Source organism: Amycolatopsis sp. NPDC043885 (assembly GCF_056435685.1).
Window position 1 is genome coordinate 123850 of the sequence record NZ_JBWKEA010000009.1, and the last position, 19437, is coordinate 143286.

At 68.3% G+C, this 19437-nt stretch carries 16 protein-coding genes; 11 read left to right on the plus strand and 5 right to left on the minus strand.

Annotation, left to right across the window (positions count from 1 at the left end):
- Nucleotides 1-98 precede the first annotated feature (98 nt).
- Complete coding sequence (locus AC069I_RS25400; RefSeq protein WP_478266585.1) at nucleotides 99-2111, minus strand: fatty acid desaturase; 2013 nt, start codon at nucleotides 2109-2111, stop codon at nucleotides 99-101.
- A gap of 568 nt (nucleotides 2112-2679) precedes the next feature.
- Between AC069I_RS25400 and tig the strand changes: the two genes are divergently transcribed.
- From tig to AC069I_RS25430, 6 genes are all read left to right on the plus strand, one after another.
- A complete protein-coding gene (gene tig / locus AC069I_RS25405; protein WP_340687664.1) occupies nucleotides 2680-4050 on the plus strand; it encodes a trigger factor in 1371 nt (456 codons plus the stop codon).
- Between the two features lie 171 nt (nucleotides 4051-4221).
- On the plus strand, nucleotides 4222-4824 hold the full coding sequence (locus AC069I_RS25410) for a ClpP family protease (RefSeq protein ID WP_016332353.1): 603 nt from the start codon (nucleotides 4222-4224) through the stop codon (nucleotides 4822-4824).
- Nucleotides 4825-4852: 28 nt separating this feature from the next.
- Entirely contained in the window at nucleotides 4853-5524 is a 672-nt protein-coding gene (locus AC069I_RS25415) for an ATP-dependent Clp protease proteolytic subunit (RefSeq protein ID WP_340687665.1), read from the plus strand.
- A gap of 218 nt (nucleotides 5525-5742) precedes the next feature.
- Complete coding sequence (clpX, locus tag AC069I_RS25420) at nucleotides 5743-7038, plus strand: ATP-dependent Clp protease ATP-binding subunit ClpX (RefSeq protein WP_016332355.1); 1296 nt, start codon at nucleotides 5743-5745, stop codon at nucleotides 7036-7038.
- Between the two features lie 118 nt (nucleotides 7039-7156).
- A complete protein-coding gene (locus tag AC069I_RS25425; RefSeq protein WP_478227639.1) occupies nucleotides 7157-7537 on the plus strand; it encodes a hypothetical protein in 381 nt (126 codons plus the stop codon).
- 76 nt (nucleotides 7538-7613) lie between these two features.
- Entirely contained in the window at nucleotides 7614-8534 is a 921-nt protein-coding gene (locus tag AC069I_RS25430) for an anti-sigma factor RsbA family regulatory protein (protein ID WP_478266537.1), read from the plus strand.
- 2 nt (nucleotides 8535-8536) lie between these two features.
- Here AC069I_RS25430 and AC069I_RS25435 read toward each other — a convergent pair whose 3' ends face one another.
- Together AC069I_RS25435 and AC069I_RS25440 are read right to left on the minus strand one after the other, a co-directional pair.
- A complete protein-coding gene (locus tag AC069I_RS25435) occupies nucleotides 8537-9478 on the minus strand; it encodes an alpha/beta hydrolase (RefSeq protein ID WP_478227641.1) in 942 nt (313 codons plus the stop codon).
- Nucleotides 9479-9574: 96 nt separating this feature from the next.
- Complete coding sequence (locus AC069I_RS25440) at nucleotides 9575-10273, minus strand: TetR/AcrR family transcriptional regulator (protein WP_478266538.1); 699 nt, start codon at nucleotides 10271-10273, stop codon at nucleotides 9575-9577.
- A 72-nt stretch (nucleotides 10274-10345) separates the two neighbouring features.
- Here AC069I_RS25440 and AC069I_RS25445 point away from each other — a divergent pair, with 72 nt between their 5' ends.
- On the plus strand, nucleotides 10346-11779 hold the full coding sequence (locus AC069I_RS25445; protein WP_478266539.1) for a carotenoid oxygenase family protein: 1434 nt from the start codon (nucleotides 10346-10348) through the stop codon (nucleotides 11777-11779).
- Between the two features lie 400 nt (nucleotides 11780-12179).
- Here AC069I_RS25445 and fdhD read toward each other — a convergent pair whose 3' ends face one another.
- On the minus strand, nucleotides 12180-13025 hold the full coding sequence (fdhD, locus tag AC069I_RS25450; RefSeq protein ID WP_478266540.1) for a formate dehydrogenase accessory sulfurtransferase FdhD: 846 nt from the start codon (nucleotides 13023-13025) through the stop codon (nucleotides 12180-12182).
- A gap of 101 nt (nucleotides 13026-13126) precedes the next feature.
- On the opposite strand from fdhD, the gene AC069I_RS25455 reads away from it, so the two are divergent.
- Genes AC069I_RS25455 through AC069I_RS25470 form a run of 4 tightly spaced genes read left to right on the plus strand, consistent with a single transcriptional unit; the run spans nucleotide 13127 to nucleotide 16818 of the window.
- Nucleotides 13127-14488 carry an L-lactate MFS transporter gene (locus tag AC069I_RS25455; RefSeq protein WP_478227645.1) on the plus strand — a complete coding sequence of 454 codons (1362 nt, stop codon included), beginning with the start codon at nucleotides 13127-13129 and terminating at the stop codon, nucleotides 14486-14488.
- On the plus strand, nucleotides 14485-14613 hold the full coding sequence (locus tag AC069I_RS25460) for an MFS transporter small subunit (protein WP_340685516.1): 129 nt from the start codon (nucleotides 14485-14487) through the stop codon (nucleotides 14611-14613). Before AC069I_RS25455 ends, AC069I_RS25460 begins: the two co-directional genes overlap by 4 nt.
- Before the next feature lie 9 nt (nucleotides 14614-14622).
- Complete coding sequence (locus AC069I_RS25465) at nucleotides 14623-15366, plus strand: SDR family NAD(P)-dependent oxidoreductase (RefSeq protein WP_478266541.1); 744 nt, start codon at nucleotides 14623-14625, stop codon at nucleotides 15364-15366.
- 48 nt (nucleotides 15367-15414) lie between these two features.
- Nucleotides 15415-16818: an LCP family protein gene (locus tag AC069I_RS25470; RefSeq protein WP_478266542.1), complete on the plus strand. Its 1404-nt coding sequence runs from the start codon at nucleotides 15415-15417 to the stop codon at nucleotides 16816-16818.
- 292 nt (nucleotides 16819-17110) lie between these two features.
- Here AC069I_RS25470 and AC069I_RS25475 read toward each other — a convergent pair whose 3' ends face one another.
- Complete coding sequence (locus AC069I_RS25475; protein WP_478227648.1) at nucleotides 17111-19423, minus strand: FdhF/YdeP family oxidoreductase; 2313 nt, start codon at nucleotides 19421-19423, stop codon at nucleotides 17111-17113.
- Nucleotides 19424-19437: the final 14 nt, after the last annotated feature.

Below are 19437 nucleotides of genomic sequence, written 5' to 3' on the forward strand. Positions count from 1 at the left end.
TGTGCTTCTGTGGTGGAGGCCGGTCCGTGAAGGCCTCCTTGCCTACCCTGAGGGTAGTGAAGGAGGCCTTCACTACCCTCCGGCGTCGCTGGGAAGCGTCAGCGGTCGTAGTCCACGCCCAGCTCGGGAGAGGTGGCCACCGCCCGGCAGGTCAGGATCCGCCCCGCCGCGACCTCGTCGTCCCCGAGGGCGTAGTGCACGTCCATCCGCGCGCTGCCCCGCACCACCGTCGCCCGGCAGGTGCCGCAGGCCCCGCCGATGCACGCGTACGGCGCGTCGACGCCGTGCCGGAGCGCGGCGCTGAGCACGGTTTCGCCCACCGTCGCGGGGATTTCGGCGGTCTTCCCGCCCGCGGTCACCGTCAGCGTCGGGCCCGGCCGCCGTGCGGGGCGGACGGGAAGCGCGCCCTGGAACAGCTCGAAATGGACGTTCTCCTCGGGCACGTCCCGGTCCGCGAGGGTCCGGCGGGCCATGTCGACGAGGTCGCGCGGGCCGCACAGGAACCACTCGTCCACCTTCGCCGGGTGCAGCCGCGACTGCAGCAGCGCGCGGAGACGGGTGCCGTCCAGGCGGCCGCGCTGGTAGCGCTCGTGCGAGATGGCGAGCGCCTCGCCCACGATGTCGAACGGCCTCTCGAGTCGTTGCGCGCGCAGGTCCGGGTCGCGTTCGTCGGTGCGGTAGTGCACGACGTGCAGCCGCCCGCCCAGCCGCGCGGCGAGGGCACCGAGTTCGTCGGCGAACATCGTGCTGGCGCCGGAGGTGTTGATGTAGAGCAGGGTCGCCTTGCTGTTCGGCTCGTCCTGCAAGGTCGCGGTCAGGATCGACAGGATCGGCGTGATCCCGCTGCCCGCGGCGAGCGCGACGTACCGGCCCGCGCGACTCCGCGCCGGGGTCAGCGTGAACTCGCCGTCCGGGGGCAGGACGTCCAGCGCGTCGCCCGCCGCGAGTTCCGTGTTGGCGAACGTCGAAAACGCGCCGCCGAGCTGATGCTTGATCGCGATCCGCAGCACACCGGAGTCCGGCGTCGAGCAGATCGAGTAGGCGCGCCGCACCTCTTCGCCGTCGACCTCCGCGCGGATGACGAGGTGCTGGCCGGGGGTGAACCGGAAGGTCTCCCGCAGCCGTTCCGGGACGTCGAACGTCACGGTGACGGCGCCCTCGCACAACGGCCGGACCTCGGCGACCCGCAGCGAATGGAACCGGCTCGGCCGCCGGGGCTGCGGTGCGGGCGGTTCCTCGTCGAACGAGCCGGTGAGCTGACGCCATTCGCGATACTCCGACGACGTCAGATCGCGGCCCCACGGGGTCGCGATCGGGACGTCCCTGGCGAGGTACGCGTCGCGGTTGTCCCGCCACGTGCGCAGGTACCGGTAGAACGGGATCGCCGGGTGGAGATGGTGCACCAGGTGGTAGTTCTGGCACAGCATGATCGGTGTCATCAGCCATTCGAGCCCGACGCGGACGCGCGTGGCGCCGAACCGGTTCTGCCGCCGCGCGCCGAGGTCGTGATGCGGCAGCCAGTCGAACCACCAGGCCAGCACGGCCAGTCCGACGCGTTGCGGGATCAGGTAGACCATCAGCAGTTCCCAGCCGTGACCGCTCACGGTCAGCCAGGCGAACGCGGCGAGGCTCAGCGTGACCACGGCCGCGGTCTCGGCCCGCTCCGACGGCGGCCGCGTGCGCTGCCGCGCCACGTAGAAGCGGGCGTACCAGAAGTCGATGGTCAGCCAGCGCAGCGGCAACTGCCACCAGGGGCCGTGCGCGGTCCAGGCGTCGGGATCGGTGTGGGCGTCCTCGTTGGTGTTGCGGTGGTGCTCCAGATGGATGTACCGCACCAGGGGGAAGGAGCCGTAGGCCGCCACGAACGGCATCGCGAGCCTGCCGAGCAGTTCGTTGACCCAGGTGAGCTGCCCGGCCGCGTGGTGCGTCGACTCGTGCAGCACGGTGAACATGGTGAAGGTGACGAGCGCGTGCAGGGGAATGGTCACCCAGAGCGGCCCGGTCTCGTTGACGACCAGCCAGGTGGCGCCCGTCCAGACCATGGCGCCGCCGATGAACAACAACACTGTCGGCACCGAGACCACCGGCAGCGGAAGACGCGGGTTGGGCACGCCGCGTCTCAGTCTTCTCTCGGGTGATTCCCCCGTGTCCTCGGACCGGGTTACGGCGACGGTCATCGATCGTTCCCCTCGGTCGATGCTACCGGGACAAGCTGTCACACCGTAGACAATTAGTATTGGTTTGTAAACTTCATCCGATCGCCGAAACGCCTCGTCATGGCGCCCGATGGTGAAGCGTGGCACGCATCCGTGTCCAGGAAAGGGTCGGTTCGTAACAGAGAAGAACCGAAAACTGGTCCGATCGGGTGGTCGGTGGGTGGTTCGCCGGACACGCCCCGAAAGCTCTGCTGGGCATGGTGACCGAGCACGAGGCGGTGGTGATGGCCCCGGGAACGGACCGGCGAGCGACACGGCACGGGCGGACGCGGCCGAGTACGACCCGGTACGAGGCCGATCCGCCCGCACCGCCGGGAACCACCTGGATCACGAACCCCATCGAACAGACCCACAGGCCACGGCCTAGACTCGGTCGGCCCGGTCTGCAAGGTGACCAGGGCACATCCGCCGTCGACGACATGCGGATGCTCAAACACATCGTTTACCGCTCGAGGAGAATACGTTGAAGAGCACCGTCGAGCAGCTCAGCCCGACGCGAGTCAAGATCAATGTCGAGGTGCCGTTCGACGAGCTCAAGCCGAACTTCGACCGCGCCTACCGCAAGATCGCCCAGCAGGTGCGCATCCCCGGCTTCCGTCCGGGCAAGGCGCCGGCTCGCGTGCTGGAAAGCCGGATCGGGCGAGCCCCGGTGCTCGACGAGGTCGTCAACGAGGTCATTCCGGCCAAGTACATGGAAGCCGTGCGCGCGGGCGAGGTCCGCACGCTGGGCCAGCCCGAGTTCGAGGTGACCAAGCTGGAGGACCGTGAGGTCCTCGAGTTCACCGCCGAAGTCGACATCCGCCCGGAGATCTCGCTGCCCGACCTCGAGGGCTTCTCGGTCAGCGTCGACGACGTCGAACTGACCGACGCCGAGGTCGACGAGCAGCTCGACGAGCTGCGCGCCCGGTTCGGCACGCTCACCGGTGTCGACCGCCCGGCCGAGAACGGCGACTTCGTCTCGATCGACCTCGCGGCCACCGTCGACGGTCAGGAGGTCGAGGAGGCCTCGACCACCGGCCTGTCCTACGAGATCGGCTCCGGCCAGCTCGTCGACGGCATCGACGAGGCGATCATCGGCGCGAACGCCGGCGAGACCAAGACCTTCACCACGAAGCTGGTCGCCGGCGAGCACACCGGCAAGGACGCCGACGTCACCGTCACCGTGCAGACCATCAAGCAGCGCGAGCTGCCCGAGGCGGACGACGAGTTCGCCCAGATGGCGAGCGAGTTCGACACGATCGACGAGCTGAAGGCCGACCTTCGCGAGCGGCTCGGCCGCGTCAAGAAGATGCAGCAGGGCGTCCAGGCCCGCGACAAGGTCCTCGAGGAGCTGCTCGAGCGCACCGAGGTCGCGATCCCGGAGAAGGTCCTCGAGGCCGAGATCGAGAACCGCAAGCACGACGCGATCCACCCCTTCGACCACGACGAGGCGCAGTTCGCGAAGGCGCTCGAGGCCGAAGGCCGCACGATCGAGGAGTTCGACACCGAGGTCCGCGAGGAGTCGGAGAAGGCGGTCCGCACGCAGCTGCTGCTGGACAGCATCGCCGACGCCGAGCAGACGTCGGTCAACGACGGCGAGCTCACCGAACGGATCATCTACCAGGCGCAGCGCTTCGGCGTCAGCCCGGACGAGTACGTCCAGCGGGCGCAGCAGTCCGGCCAGCTGACCGCGATCTACGCCGACGTCCGTCGCGGCAAGGCGCTGGCCTCGGTGGTCCGCAAGACCACCGTGACCGACGCTTCCGGCGCCACGGTCGACCTCGAAGAGCTCTTCGGTCCCGCAACCGAGGAGACGCAGGTCACCGAGGAACCCGCGAAGACTGCGGCCGAGTAGGGAATATCCGGTCCGTCCGAAACGGACCGTAAAGCTGTAAGCGAACTTGGGCGGTGTCAGGCATTCTGCACCGCCCAAGTTCGTTAGGGTCGGTTGCAAGATCTCAAGCATCTGGACATACGCGGCGGCGAAGGTTCCACCCGCCGCCGTCGGCGAAAAGGCAGGCATGACGTGACGCAGCACACGCCCCAGGCGCGGACCGGTACCGCAGGGCTCAACCTCACCGACTCGGTCTTCGAGCGGTTGCTCCAGGAGCGCATCGTCGTCCTCGGCTCCGAGGTCAACGACGAGGTCGCCAACCGGATCACCGCCCAGTTGTTGCTGCTCGACGCAGACGACTCCGAGTCGGACATCCGCTTCTACATCAACTCGCCCGGTGGCTCGGTCACCGCGGGTTTCGCGATCTACGACACCATGCAGCTGATCCGCCCGGACGTCGCGACCTACGCGATGGGCCTGGCCGCGTCGATGGGGCAGTTCCTGCTCTCCTCCGGCACGCCCGGCAAGCGGTACGCGCTGCAGCACGCGCGCATCCTCATGCACCAGCCCTCCGCGGGGGTCGGCGGTACGGCCTCCGACATCGCCATCCAGGCCGAGGTGTTCGGCAAGTGGAAGCAGGAGCTGGCCCGGATCACCGCCGAGCAGACCGGCCAGACGGTCGAGCAGATCGTCAAGGACGGTGACCGCGACCGCTGGTTCACCGCGCAGGAGGCGAAGGACTACGGCTTCGTGGACCAGGTCCTCACTCGTGAGAACCCGCTTCCCAACAGCTGATCCGCGCCCGGCACACAGGAGAATTTCAATGAACGACTTCCAGCTTCCGAACGGGTCGCAGGTGCCCGGGATGCAGTCGCGGCTCCAGCTGCCGCAGTCGCGGTACGTCCTGCCCTCGTACGTCGAGCGCACGAGCTACGGCATCAAGGAATCGAACCCGTACAACAAGCTGTACGAAGAGCGCCAGATCATGCTCGGCGTGCAGATCGACGACGCGTCGGCGAACGACGTCATGGTCCAGCTGCTGCACCTCGAGCACGAGGACCCGGACCGCGACATCATGATCCTGATCAACTCGCCCGGTGGCTCCTTCACCGCGCTGATGGCGATCTACGACACGATGCAGTACGTCCGCCCCGACATCGTCACCATGTGCATCGGCCAGGCCGCTTCGGCCGCCGCGGTGCTGCTGGCCGCCGGTACCCCCGGCAAGCGGTTCACCCTGCCGAACTCGCGTGTGCTGATCCACCAGCCCGCCACCGAGGGCACGTACGGCCAGGTGTCGGACCTGGAGATCCAGGCCAACGAGATCCAGCGGGTGCGGCGCCAGATGGAGGTCATCCTGGCGAAGCACACGAACAAGGACGCCGACGAGGTCAAGAAGGACATCGAGCGCGACAAGATCCTGACGGCCGACGAGGCCAAGGCGTACGGGATCGTCGACGAGGTGCTCGAATACCGCAAGGCTTCGAGCAGCTGATCGCGGGAGGGGACCGGTGCGTGTCGGGAGACGACACGCACCGGATCCCTGGTCTATGGTCAGCTTCTGGCGTGCTCAGATGTGGCGTTGGTTCTCCCGCCGACGGCATCGGGCGGGTACCGTCAGTGGCAGTGTGTGAGGCTCCGAGCGGTCATCCGTGACCGGGGCGGTAAGACAGTCAGGCGCATATCGCGCCGGAGGGGACGAGGTCAACGGCCATGGCACGGATCGGTGACGGCGGCGACCTGCTGAAATGTTCTTTCTGCGGCAAGAGCCAAAAGCAGGTGAAGAAGCTCATTGCCGGCCCCGGGGTCTACATCTGCGATGAGTGCATCGATCTCTGCAACGAGATCATCGAAGAGGAACTGGCCGAGGCCGGTGAGGTCAAGCTCGACGAGCTGCCCAAACCCGCCGAGATCCACGAGTTCCTCGAGCAGTACATCATCGGCCAGGACGACGCGAAGCGGTCGCTGGCCGTGGCGGTGTACAACCACTACAAGCGTGTGCAGTCCGACGACAAGGCCGGGCCCAAGGATTCCAAGGACGAGACCGTCGAACTGGCGAAGTCCAACATCCTGATGCTGGGCCCGACGGGCTGCGGCAAGACCTATCTGGCCCAGACCCTCGCGAAGATGCTGAACGTCCCGTTCGCGATCGCGGACGCCACGGCGCTCACCGAAGCCGGGTACGTGGGCGAGGACGTCGAGAACATCCTGCTCAAGCTGATCCAGGCGGCGGATTACGACGTCAAGCGCGCCGAGACGGGCATCATCTACATCGACGAGGTCGACAAGATCGCCCGGAAGTCGGAGAACCCGTCGATCACCCGCGACGTGTCCGGCGAGGGTGTGCAGCAGGCGCTGCTGAAGATCCTCGAGGGCACCACCGCGTCGGTGCCGCCGCAGGGCGGCCGCAAGCACCCGCACCAGGAGTTCATCCAGATCGACACGACGAACGTGCTGTTCATCGTGGCAGGCGCGTTCGCCGGGCTGGAGAAGATCATCAACGAGCGGGTCGGCAAGCGCGGCCTCGGTTTCGGCGCGGAGATCCGCACCAAGGCCGAGATCGACGAGAGCGACATCTTCTCCGACACCATGCCGGAGGACCTGATCAAGTTCGGGTTGATCCCGGAGTTCATCGGCCGCCTCCCGGTCGTCGCGACGGTGACCCACCTCGACAAGGACTCGCTGGTCAGCATCCTGACCACACCGCGCAACGCGCTGGTGAAGCAGTACAAGAAGCTCTTCGAGATGGACAACGTCGAGCTGGAGTTCACCAAGACCGCGCTCGAGGCCATCGCCGACCAGGCCGTGCTCCGCGGCACCGGCGCCCGTGGCCTGCGCGCGATCATGGAAGAGGTCCTGCAGCCGGTCATGTACGACATCCCCAGCCGCGACGACGTCGCGAAGGTCGTCATCACCGAGCAGACCGTCCGCGAGAACGTGAACCCGACGATCGTGGCGCGTCAGCCGTCACGCCGTCGCAGCAGCGAGCGCGGCGAGAAGTCCGCCTAGAGAACGCATCTTTGAAAGTACGCTGTCGTCACCGACGCCCCGGCCGGATCCTTCCGGCCGGGGCGTCGGTTTCTCCGGTCCGGTCCGGCCGGTGACCGGACCGGGATAGGATGCGAAGGTGCCGCTGACTCCCACGAAGGACGAGAACGAGGCTCCCGAGCTGGCAGCCGCGAGTCCGCGCGAGGTCAGGGGACTCGTCGAGCTCACCGAACGCATCGTCGTCGGGGCCTACCGCGGGCATCCGTGGATCCCGCGCGCGCTGACGATCGCGCTGGGCGTGCTGGTGGCGACCTGCCTGGTGGCCGGTGTCGTGCGCCTCTCGCCGCTGCCCCTGATCCCGCTGCCGTTCTTCGCCGTTTCGGCGTACGCGCTGATCCGCGTCAAGGCGGCGCGGAGCGCGGAGGCGAACCAGTCGCTTGTCGCCTGGACCGGCCTGTTCACCGGTGCGACGCTCGCCGGATTCTGGTTGATCTCGATGGCGGGACGCTGGCTCGGCTGATCGGGCCTGGCACTCTTTTTCGATCTCCCTCCGTTAGCAGGGTTTCAGAACTCCCCGAACGGGGTAAGACGACTCTGTGACAGTCACTGCGGGTCCCTTCTCTCATGTGGGCCTGCTCTACTCCGGTGACTCCGAGTACCTGGACGGTACGATTCCGTACATCCTGGAGGGCTTGAAGCACGACGAGCCTGTCGCGGTGGCCGTGCCGGGCAGGAACCTGGCCCTGATCGAAAGGGCGTTGGGGGATTCCGCCGCCGAGGTCGAACTCATCGACATGAGCGAAGCGGGCCGGAATCCGGGCCGCATCCTTCCCTGTGTGCTGCTCGCGTTCGCGGACAACCGGCCGGGGCCGGTCCGGATCATCGGCGAGCCGATCTGGGCGGGCCGCTCGGCCGTCGAGTACCCGGCGTGCGCGCAGCACGAAGCGCTGATCAACTTCGCCTTCGGTGACCGCGACCTCAGCATCCTGTGCCCCTACGACCGGACGCGGCTCGAAGACGACGTCCTCGCCGACGCCGAGCGGACCCATCCGACCCTGTCCGGTGCCGGCGGAGATCGCCCGAGCGCGGGCTACGCGCCCGACGCGGTCGTCGAGAAGTACAACCTGCCGCTGCCCGAGCCGCGGTCGGCCGACGCGTTCCGCTTCGACCTCGGCAGGCTCGCCGCGGTGCGCAGGTTCGCGCAGACCAGGGCCGAAGAGAGCGGGCTCGCCCAGGACCGGGTGGAGGATCTCGTGCTCGCCGTGGCGGAACTGTCCGCCAACAGCGTGCTGCACGGTTCGGGCCACGGTGTCGTCCGTGTCTGGCGGGACGAGGGCCACGTGCTCTGCGAGGTCATCGACGAAGGCACCTTGAGCGATCCGCTGGCCGGCCGTCGTCCCGCTTCGCCGGGACAGCTCGGCGGACGTGGCCTGGTGCTGGTGAACCAGGTCGCCGACCTGGTCAGGCAGTACCTCAGACCGGGGTCGACCGTGACCAGGATCTACTTCCGCGTCTGAATTCAGGCGTGCTTCGGGACGTGCTTGCCGAGGAACGCGATCAGGCTCGGCACGACCGTGCGGTTGAAGGTGTCGCCGTGCTTGCCGCGCGCGGTGTGCGCGACCACGGGACGCGCTTCGGAGATGAACTTCCGCACCCCGCCGATGAACGGGTCCTCGGTCCCGCACCAGATGCCGGTCGGCACACTCTTGGTGACATCGATGTGGCGCAACGGATCCAGTGAGCCCCAGTCGGCGGCGTCACGGAACGCGCGCCGTTTGCTCATCTCGGCCCACGACGTGATCAGCGCGGGCGCGAGCGCCGCGACCGCGGCGGGCGGACGACGGCGTTCCAGGCGGCGCCGGGTGTACAGCAGCGCGCCGAAGCCACCCATCGAAAGCCCGGTGGCGGCGAATGGCTGCCCGTCCCGGCCGCCGAGGCCGCGTGCGGCCAGCCAGCGAGGGACCTCTTCGAGCAGCATCGCCATCGGGTTGTCACCGGGCTGGTTCTCGTGCCAGTAGTGGTCACCGCCGTCGACGGCGACGAAGCCGAACGGGGGGACCGCCTTGCGCGCGACGTCGCTGCTGAGCTGCTTGAGCAGCCCGGTCGGGGCCGCGTGGCGGGCGGTGCCGTGGAGACCGTGCAGCATCAGCGACATCGGCAGGCCCTTGGGCGGTGCCTTGGTCGGCAGCATGAGCACGAGATCGACCTCGCGGCCGCGGGCTTCGGAGTAGACGCGTTCGACGCGGGGCTTGCCCAGCTGGGTGGCCGGCGTCGGCGACGCGACGCCGAGTGCCCGCTGGAGCGCTTCGCTGAACGGGAGGGCTCCGGTGGCCGTTCCGGCCGCGAGCCCGGCGACTCCGAGACCGGAGGCGCCGGCGATCAGCACGGAACGACGGCTCAGCCACCGGCGGGCGCCGTCCACCCCCGGCAGCGTCGTGTGCCCCTGGTCGTCCTCGATCACCGATCCCCGTTCCCCCGTGAGCTTCCACCAGGTCAGACGAGCGTTTCCGCTCGAAGGTTGCACGATTCACCGACCTGTGACCGGGGTATCGCCGGATCAGGTGCCGATGTTTCCCTCTTTCGCGCGCCAGGCCTCGATCGAGATCCGCGCGGACCGCGTCGCGGCCTCGTAAGTGTCGCCGAGACCCACGCCGAGGGCGGTGGCCAGGGGAATCAGGATGTGGTCCACACCATTGTCGCCGTCGCCGAAGTGGCCGGCGACCTCCAGCGTGATGTAGCCGTGCACGGCGCTCCAGAGCTGGGCGGCGACCGCGAACTCCGGGGCCGGGCGGAACCGGCCCGTGTCGGTCACCCGCTTCGCCGCGCGGACGAGGAAGCCGAACGCCTCGATGCCCTCTTCGCTGGCGTTCTGGCGGGTCTCCTCTTTGGTCATGTCGCCCAGCGCCGCCTTTTGCCCGCTGGGCTGGCTCTGGCCGAAGGCCACCGCGTAGAGCTGCGGGTTGTCCACCACGGTCCGCCGGTACGCCAGCGCCAGGGTGAGGATGTCGGCCACCGGGTCGTCGGTTTCCCCGACTTCGCCCAGATTCGCCGACAGCCGCCGGAACCCCTCGCGCGCGACCTCGTCCACCAGCGCGCCCATCCCGCCGAAATGGGTGTACACGGCCATGGTCGACGCGCCGATCTCGGCCGCCAGCTTGCGGGCCTGGAGCGCCTCGGGGCCGCCGTCCGAGAGCAGCCGGATCGCCGCCTCGATCAGCTTGGCCTTGACCTCGGCGGCGGAGGGTTTCGGTGCCATGCTTGCCAGTGTCTCATAACCCTGTTATAAACGAGTATATAACATCGTTATTCCAGCGCTAGGGGGCCAGTTATGGGCAACAAGTTCCTCGAAGGCAACTTCGCCCCGGTCAGCCGTGAGCACACGATCACCGAACTGCGCGTCACCGGGCATGTCCCGGAGTACCTGGACGGGCGCTATCTGAGGAACGGGCCGAACCCGCTGTCCGAAGTGGACCCGGCGACCTACCACTGGTTCATGGGCGACGGCATGGTGCACGGCGTCCGGCTGCGGGACGGCCGCGCCGAGTGGTACCGCAACCGCTGGGTGCGCAATCCGCGGCTGTCCGGGGAGCTTGGCGAGAGCTGGGGCGGCGGTGTGACCGCGTCCCTGGGGGCCAACACGAACGTGATCGGCCATGCGGGTAAGACCCTCGCGCTGATCGAAGGCGGCGCGACCAGCTTCGAACTGACCGACGAACTCGACACCGTCGGTGCCTGCGACTTCGACGGCACGCTGCCGGGCGGCTACACCGCCCATCCGAAGCGTGATCCGGAGACCGGCGAACTGCACGCCGTGTCGTACTTCTTCGGTTCGGGCAACAAGGTCCAGTACTCGGTGATCGACGCGCAAGGCCGTGCGCGCCGCACGGTCGACATCGAGGTCGCCGGCTCGCCGATGATGCACGACTTCTCCCTGACCGAGAAGCACGTGGTCTTCTACGACCTCCCGGTCACCTTCGACAGTGACCAGGCCGTCGCCGCGTCCGTGCCGTCGGTCCTGCGCGCGCCCGCGCGGCTCGTGATGTCCGCGTTGGTGGGCAAGGTGAAGGTGCCGGATCCCTTCGGGGCGAAGCTGCGTCAGCGGATCTCGGGCAACGCGGGCCTGCCGTACCGCTGGAACCCGAGGTACCCGGCGCGGATCGGGGTCATGCCGCGCGACGGCGGCAACGGCGACGTCCGCTGGTTCGAGATCGAGCCGTGCTACGTCTTCCACCCGATGAACGCCTACGACGACGGCGACGACATCGTGCTGGACGTCGTCCGGCACCCGAAGATGTTCGACACGGAACTGCTCGGACCCGCAGAGGGCCCGCCGACCCTGGATCGCTGGACCATCGACCTGACCGTCGGCAAGGTCGTCGAAGAACGCCTCGACGACCAGGGGCAGGAGTTCCCGCGTGTCGACGAGCGTTTGGTGGGACGGCGGCACCGCTACGGCTACTCGGTGTCCACAAGGGACGGATCGGCGTCCTCCGGTGCACTGCTCAAGCACGACCTGTGGAACCGTTCGGTCGCTTCGAGGGAATTCGGTGCGGGCAGCCAGGTGGGGGAGTTCGTCTTCGTTCCGTCCTCTGTGGACGCAGGGGAGGACGAGGGCGTGCTGATGGGCTTCGTCTACGACGCCGCGACGCAGAAGAGCGAGCTGACCATTTTGGACGCGGGGACCCTGGAGACCGTCGGTGCCGTGCACCTGCCGGACCGGGTCCCGAACGGCTTCCACGGCAACTGGGTCGCCTCCGAGTAAAGGTCCTCGTGAGTGGTAAGGACGGTTCTAACGGGGGGAAGGGCAAACGTGGCGTGATCGACTCCCTGTCACGCGGGCCGTCTTCGCCGACTTCGTGATGAAATCGCCGCGCTGGACAACAGGGTTCCGGACTGGCTTGCCGGCCGGCTCCGGCGTGACGTGTCCACCTGGGCGGCTTCACGCCGATTGCGCGCCCGATTGATGTCATGATGTCCGCTTCTTGCCGGGGTCGTGAGTGGTAAAGACGGTTAGAACCCGAATCGCCACTCACGACTCCCGCACAAAGCGCCCAAATCGGGCACGCGGGGTGTTTTTGTGTCCTTTGTAGACAGTGGGGTCGCGATCAGTCCGGCAGGCCGGGCCTCCAGCGCGCAGCACGCCACATTTGACCTTCCCCTCTCTAACCGTCGTTACCACTCACGAGGCCGAGCACCCGCTGTTCGCCGCTGTAGAGGTTCATGCTGTCGCCACGCAGGAAACCGATGAGGGTCATGCCGTTCTCGTCGGCCAGTTCCGCGGCCAGCGACGACGGCGCGGAAACCGCCGCCAGCAGGCCGATCCCGGCCATGGCGGCCTTCTGCACCAGTTCGAACGAGGCGCGGCCGGACACCAGCAGTCCGACGTCCGACGCGGGGATCCGGCTCTCCTGCAGCGCCCAGCCGAGGACCTTGTCGACGGCGTTGTGCCTGCCGACGTCTTCGCGGACGACGGCGAGGTTCCCGTCACCGTCGAACAGGGCGGCCGCGTGCAGCCCGCCGGTGCTGGAGAAGACCTTTTGGTGTGCGCGAAGCGTGTCCGGGAGTTTCGACAGCACTCCGGTGCTCACCGCGAACTCGGACTTCTCCGGCGAAAACCGGCTCTTCAGTTTCACCGCGTCGAGCGCGGCCTTGCCGCAGACGCCGCACGAGGACGTGGTGTAGAAGTTCCGCTCGACGCCCGTCTCCGGCGGAGCCACCCCATCGGCCAGCGCGATGTCCAAGACGTTGTAGGTGTTGCGGCCCTGGTCGTCGACGCCGTCGCAGTACCGCGCGACCGCGACGTCCTCGCGCGAGGTGAGCACGCCCTCCGACAGCAGGAACCCGTGCGCCAGTTCCACGTCGTTGCCGGGTGTCCGCATGGTGACCGCGAGTGCCTTGCCGCCGACGCGGATCTCCAGCGGTTCTTCGGCCGCGAGCACGTCGGGCCGCCGTACGTCCTTCGCCGCGGAGATCTTCCGCACCGGACGCCGCACCGTCACCCTGCCCACTTGTCCACCCTTCTGACCGATTGTTCGACACTTGAGTACTGCAACGTCGGGAATTAAGTAATACATTCCCAGTGCACATCCTCAGAGTACGGAGGCGCCGGATGGCTGTCGGCTTCCTGGACCGTTCCCGCATCGTCGCATCGCCGGGCTGGAGCCGCTGGCTGGTGCCGCCCGCCGCGCTGGCCGTCCACTTGTCGATCGGGCAGGCGTACGCGTGGAGCGTCTTCAAACCGCCGTTGGAGAAGACCCTCGGGCTCAGCGGAACGGAAAGCGCTCTGCCGTTCCAGCTCGGCATCGTGATGCTCGGGCTGTCGGCCGCGTTCGGCGGGACGCTGGTCGAACGCAACGGGCCGCGCTGGGCGATGTTCGTCTCGATGGTCTGTTTCAGCTCGGGTTTCCTGCTTTCCGCGCTCGGCGTGGCGACATCGCAGTATTGGCTCGTCGTCCTCGGCTGGGGCGGGATCGGCGGAATCGGGCTCGGCATCGGCTACATCTCGCCGGTGTCGACGCTGATCAAATGGTTCCCGGACCGGCCGGGGATGGCGACCGGGATCGCGATCATGGGCTTCGGCGGTGGTGCGCTGATCGCCTCTCCGTGGTCCTCGCAGATGCTGGGCGCGGCGCCGTGGTCGGTCGGAACCGTCGCGACGGCCTTCCTCGTGCACGGCCTGGTCTACGCGGTCTTCATGACCCTCGGCATCCTGCTGGTCCGGGTTCCCGCCGACGGCTGGAAGCCGTCCGGCTGGGAACCGAAGACCGACCACGGCAACGCGATGATCACCACCGCGAACGTGTCGGCGCGCAACGCCCTCAGGACACCGCAGTTCTGGCTGCTCTGGGTGGTCCTGTGCTTCAACGTGACCGCGGGCATCGGCATCCTGGAGAAGGCGTCGCCGATGATCGCGGACTTCTTCCGCGAGACCTCGACACCGGTCGGCACCGCCGCCGCGGCCGGGTTCGTCGCGTTGCTCTCGCTGACCAACATGCTCGGCCGGTTCGTCTGGTCGTCCACTTCGGATCTGGTGGGGCGCAAGAACATCTACCGGCTCTACCTCGGTGCCGGCGCGCTGCTGTACCTGGTGATCGCGCTGACCACCAACGCGTCGAAGCTCGTGTTCGTCCTGTGCGCCATGCTGATCCTGTCGTTCTACGGCGGCGGCTTCGCGACCGTGCCCGCGTACCTGAAGGACCTCTTCGGCACCTACCAGGTGGGCGCGATCCACGGCAGGCTGCTGACCGCGTGGTCGATGGCGGGGGTGCTCGGGCCGCTCATCGTCAACGCCATCTCCGACAGCCAGAAGGCGGCGGGCAAGGTCGGCCCCGACCTCTACACGACGTCGCTGTTCATCATGATCGGCCTGCTGGTCGTCGGCTTCGTGGCCAACGAACTGGTGCGCCCGGTCAAGCCGAAGTACCACGAGCCGGCGTCGTCCGGCGAGCCCGCGAGGAGTGAGGCCCGATGACCGGACAGGCCCCCGAACGCCGCCGCACCGGACTGATGGTCTTCGCCTGGCTGTGGGTCGCGGTTCCGTTCGCCTACGGCGTCTACGAACTGTTCCGGAAGGTCGTCCAGCTCTTCGGCGGCTAAGGTCTGCTCGTGGGAGTTCTGGTGACCGGGGCGTCGCGCGGTATCGGCCGGGCGATCGCGCGGGCCTTCGCGGAAAAGGGCGACCGAGTCGCCGTCCACTACGCCTCGAAGCGGGAGGACGCCGAGCGGACCCTCGGCGAGCTGCGCGGTTCCGGCCACGGGCTGGTCCAGGGCGACCTCTCGGATCCCGAAGTGGCGCAGCGGGTCGCCGACGAGGCGGAGGCGCTGGTGGACGGCGTCGATGTCCTGGTGAACAACGCCGCCTTCGCGCCGTCCGCGGCGGTCGCCCATCCCCTCGCGGAAGTGTCCTATGAGGACTGGCAGCGGGCCTGGCGGCGGATGCTCGACGTCAACGTGCTCGGCACCGCGAACGTGACCTACTGCGTGACCCGGCACATGATCGAGCGCGCAGAGGCAGGCAGGGTGGTCAACATCGGCTCGCGGGGCGCCTTCAAGGGCGAGCCCGAGTTCCCGGCGTACGGCGCGAGCAAGGCCGCGCTGCACTCGCTCGGGCAGTCGCTCGCCGTCGCCCTCGCCCCGCACGGGATCGCGGTGACCTCGGTCGCGCCCGGTTTCACCGCGACGGACCGGGTCGCGGCGAAGGTCGAAGGCGCGAGCGGCGAGAGCCCGTTCGGCCGGGTCGGCACGCCGGAGGAGGTCGCGGCGGCGGTGGTCTACCTCGCTTCCGCCGAGGCCACGTGGGCGTCCGGCGCGATCCTCGACCTGAACGGCGCGTCGCATCTGCGGATGTGAACTGGATCACTCATGCAGCACTGACGGCCTCCCGCGCGTCCAAGGAACGTGCACAAGCTGGGGAAGGTCCTGATCGCCGCGCTCGCGGTGGCGGTGTTCGGCGGGACCGCGTACGGATACACGACGCTGGAGTCGCTGGACGGCGTGACCCGCGAAGACGTGATCGAAGCGCCGGACCCGGGGGAACAGCCCGCCGACGGTTCGCTGGACATCCTGCTGGTCGGGCGCGATTCGCGGACCGACGAGCACGGCAACCCGCTGTCCCCGGAGATGCTGCGTGAACTGCGCGTGGGTGCGAACGGCGACGACCTGACCGACACGCTCATCGTGCTCCGCATCCCCAACGGCCAGAAGGCGGTGAAGGCCTTCTCCATCCCGCGCGACTCTTGGGTCGCGGAGCCGGGGACGAAGGACAAGACCAAGATCAACGGGATCTTCGGTCACGCCAAGTTCGCCTCGGCGAGTGCGCAGCGCGAGGCGGGCAAGACCGACAAGGCGGAGATCGACAAGGTGGCGATCACGGCCGCGCGGAAGGCGACCTTGAAGGCGGTCGAGGACCTCACCGGAGTCAAGATCGATCACTTCGCCGAGGTCAACCTGCAGAGTTTCTACGACATCAGCAAGGCCGTCGGCGGCGTCGAGGTGTGCCTGAAGCGGGACACCAAGGACATCAAGTCCGGTGCGAACTTCAAGGCGGGCAAGCAGACGATCCAGGGCGCTGACGCGCTCGCCTTCGTCCGCCAGCGCGAGGATCTGCCCCGCAGCGACCTCGACCGCGTCCGCCGTCAGCAGGTGTTCCTCGCCGGGCTGGCGAAGCAGGTGCTCTCCGCCGGGACGCTCGCCAACCCGGCCCGTCTCTCCGAACTGATCGACGCGGTGAAACGTTCGGTCGTGCTCGACGGCTCGTGGGACCTGCTCGACTTCGTCCGGCAGATGCGAGGCGTCACCGGCGGCGGCATCGCCTTCGACACGATTCCCGTGGTCAACCCCGACTACCGCTACAACCCCAGGCAACCGACCGCGACCGCCGTGCAGGTGGACCCCGCCCAGGTGCGGGCCTTCGCCGCGTCCCTGATCGGTGCCCAGCCCACGACGTCGCAGGCGCCCGCCGGCCCCAAGGTCGACGTCGTCAACGCGAGCGGCAAGGACGGCCTGGCCGCTCGCGTCTCGGATCTCCTGGCGGAGAAGGGATTCGGCAAGGGCGAGGCGACGGCCGACACCGGACGACGGACCTCCGTCGTCCGGTTCAGCGACGCGTCCGGGCCCGCCACGGAGATCGCGAAGCTGCTCGGCGGGCTGGAAACCCAGAAGGCCGATTCCGTTCCGGCGGGCCATGTCCAGGTCGTCCTCGGCCAGGTCTACAAGGGACCGGGCGTGTCTTCGGGTGGCGGGGCGGCCGGGGTCCGGACCGACGAGCCCATCACCTCCGACGACACCGGGTGCATCAACTGAGCGAGCTCATTCCCCCGGCGGGACCTTGCCGTTCTTCGCCACCGGAAGGCCCACCTGGACGGTTCGGTGCTGACGTCCACCTTCGGCCGGTCGGCCGGCACCGGATTGAGATGGCCCAGCGTCAGCGGGAACGGGATGGTGGGATGCCGAGGACGCGCAGGGCGTAGCACTCGAGATCGATTTGCCGCGCGAACGACAGGATCTCCGGCGGCGCGAGGCCTTTCCGCGAAGTGGGTTGGCCACTTCACGGTGGACCCCGGCCAAGCCCGCCCGACACCGCCGACCGGGCAGCCTAAGGTGCGGTCACCGGCTCCAGCCGCACCACGATCGCCTTCGACACCGGGGTGTTCGACTTGTCCGCCACCGAATCCAGCGGCACCAACGCGTTCGCCTCGGGGAAGTACGCCGCCGCGCAGCCCTTCGCCGTCGGATAGGAGACCACCCGGAACCGCGGGGCCCGGCGGTCGCCGTCCCGCCATTCCGAGACCAGGTCGACCATCGCGCCGTCGGCGAGCCCGAGCGAGACCAGGTCCTCGGGGTTCACGAGCACCACGCGCCGCGCGTCCTCGATGCCGCGGTAGCGGTCGGAAAGGCCGTAGATGGTGGTGTTGTACTGGTCGTGGCTGCGCATCGTCTGCAGCAGCAGCCTGCCTTCGGGCACCTCGGGGTATTCGAGTTCGGAGACGGTGAAGTTCGCCTTGCCGTTCGCGGTTCCGTTGAACTGCCGGGAATCGCGCGGCGCGTGCGGGAGGACGAACCCGTCGGGCTCGCGCACCCGGGCGTTGTAGTCATGGCAGCCGGGGACGACGCGGGCGATCCGGTCGCGGATGAGGTCGTAGTCGGCGTGGAAGTCCCGCCACGGCACCGCGTGCCCGGCACCGAGCAGGGCTTCCGCGAGATGACAGATGATCGCGACTTCGGAGAGCAGGTGCTCACTGGCCGGGGCCAGCCTGCCGCGTGAGGTGTGCACCTGCGACATCGAGTCCTCGACGGTGACGAACTGCTCGCCGCCGGCCTGGACATCGCGTTCCGTGCGGCCGAGGGTGGGCAGGATCAACGCGGTCTTGCCCGGGACGACGTGCGAGCGATTGAGCTTCGTCGACACGTGCGCGGTCAGGGAGCACGACTTGAGCGCCTTCTCGGTCAGCTCCGTGTCCGGGGTGGCGGACGCGAAGTTGCCGCCGACGGCGAAGAAGACCTTGCCCTTGCCGTCCCGCATCGCGCGGATCGCGGCGACGGTGTCGTGGCCGTGCTCCCGCGGCACCTTGATGCCGAACTCGGCGTCAAGACTGTCCATAAAGGACTCGGGCATCTTCTCCCAGATGCCCATCGTCCGGTCGCCCTGGACGTTGGAGTGTCCGCGCACCGGGCACAGGCCCGCGCCCGGTTCGCCGATCATGCCGCGCACCAGCGCCAGGTTCGCGATCTCGGAGATCGTCTGCACCGCGTGCTTGTGCTGGGTCAGGCCCATCGCCCAGCAGTAGATGGTCCGCTTCGACGTCGCGATCATCCGTGCCAGCCGCTCGATCTGCTCCCGCGGCAGCCCGGTCGCGGCGCCGACCTCGGTCCAGTCGATCTCCCGCAGATGCTTCGCGTAGTCCTCGAACCCCTCGGTGGACGACTCGACGAACGCGCGGTCGACGATCGTGCCGGGAGTCTCCTCTTCCCACTTCAGCAGCAGATGACCGATCGCCTGGAACAGCGCGAGGTCGCCGCCGAGCCGGATCTGCGCGAACTCGTCGGCCAGCGGGGTGCCCTTGCCGACCACGCCGCGGACGTTCTGCGGGTTCTTGAACCGCATCAGACCGGCTTCGGGCAGCGGGTTGACCGCCATGATCTTCGCGCCGTTGCCCTTGGCCTCCTCCAGCGCGGACAGCATGCGCGGATGGTTGGTGCCCGGGTTCTGGCCGACCACCACGATCAGGTCCGCCTTGTGGATGTCGGCGAGCGACACCGAGCCCTTGCCGATCCCGGTCGTGGCCGCGAGGGCCGCGCCAGAGGACTCGTGGCACATGTTGGAGCAGTCGGGGAGGTTGTTGGTGCCGAAGGAGCGCACGAGCAGCTGGTAGAGGAACGCGGCCTCGTTGCTGGTGCGGCCGGAGGTGTAGAAGATCGCCTCGTTCGGGTCCTGCAGCGCGCGAAGCTCGTCCGCGACCAGCGTGAACGCGTCGTCCCAGGAGATCGGCTCGTAATGCGTCGCGCCTTCGCGCAGCACGAACGGCTCGGTGATGCGGCCCTGCTGGCCGAGCCAGTAGTCCGTCTTCCCGGCCAGTTCCTGAATGGAGTGCGCGGCGAAGAACTCGCGGCCGACGCGGCGCTTCGTCGCCTCCTCGGCGACGGCCTTCGCACCGTTCTCGCAGAACTCCGCGAGTTTGCGGTGCTCGCCGTCGACCTCGCGCGGCTCCGGCCAGGCGCAACCGGGACAGTCGAAGCCGTCGCGCTGGTTCAGCAGGCGCAGCGTCTTCACCGTGCGCGCGGCGCCCATCTGTTCCATGCCGCGCATCAGGGAGACGGCGACCCCGGGGATCCCGGCCGCCCAGCTCTTCGGTTTCCCGACCTCGAGCTGTGTCTCGTCAACGTCGTTCGCGGGTGCTTCGCGGGTCATGACCCCATCGTGCG

What these genes read in the sequence shown, in the direction of transcription:
- AC069I_RS25445 (WP_478266539.1), top strand. Translation starts at nt 10,346, where the DNA reads ATGGGCAACAAGTTCCTCGAAGGCAACTTCGCCCCGGTCAGCCGTGAG.
- AC069I_RS25460 (WP_340685516.1), top strand. Translation starts at nt 14,485, where the DNA reads ATGACCGGACAGGCCCCCGAACGCCGCCGCACCGGACTGATGGTCTTC.
- AC069I_RS25455 (WP_478227645.1), top strand. Translation starts at nt 13,127, where the DNA reads ATGGCTGTCGGCTTCCTGGACCGTTCCCGCATCGTCGCATCGCCGGGC.
- AC069I_RS25475 (WP_478227648.1), bottom strand. Translation starts at nt 19,423, where the DNA reads ATGACCCGCGAAGCACCCGCGAACGACGTTGACGAGACACAGCTCGAG.
- clpX (WP_016332355.1), top strand. Translation starts at nt 5,743, where the DNA reads ATGGCACGGATCGGTGACGGCGGCGACCTGCTGAAATGTTCTTTCTGC.
- AC069I_RS25440 (WP_478266538.1), bottom strand. Translation starts at nt 10,273, where the DNA reads ATGGCACCGAAACCCTCCGCCGCCGAGGTCAAGGCCAAGCTGATCGAG.
- AC069I_RS25415 (WP_340687665.1), top strand. Translation starts at nt 4,853, where the DNA reads ATGAACGACTTCCAGCTTCCGAACGGGTCGCAGGTGCCCGGGATGCAG.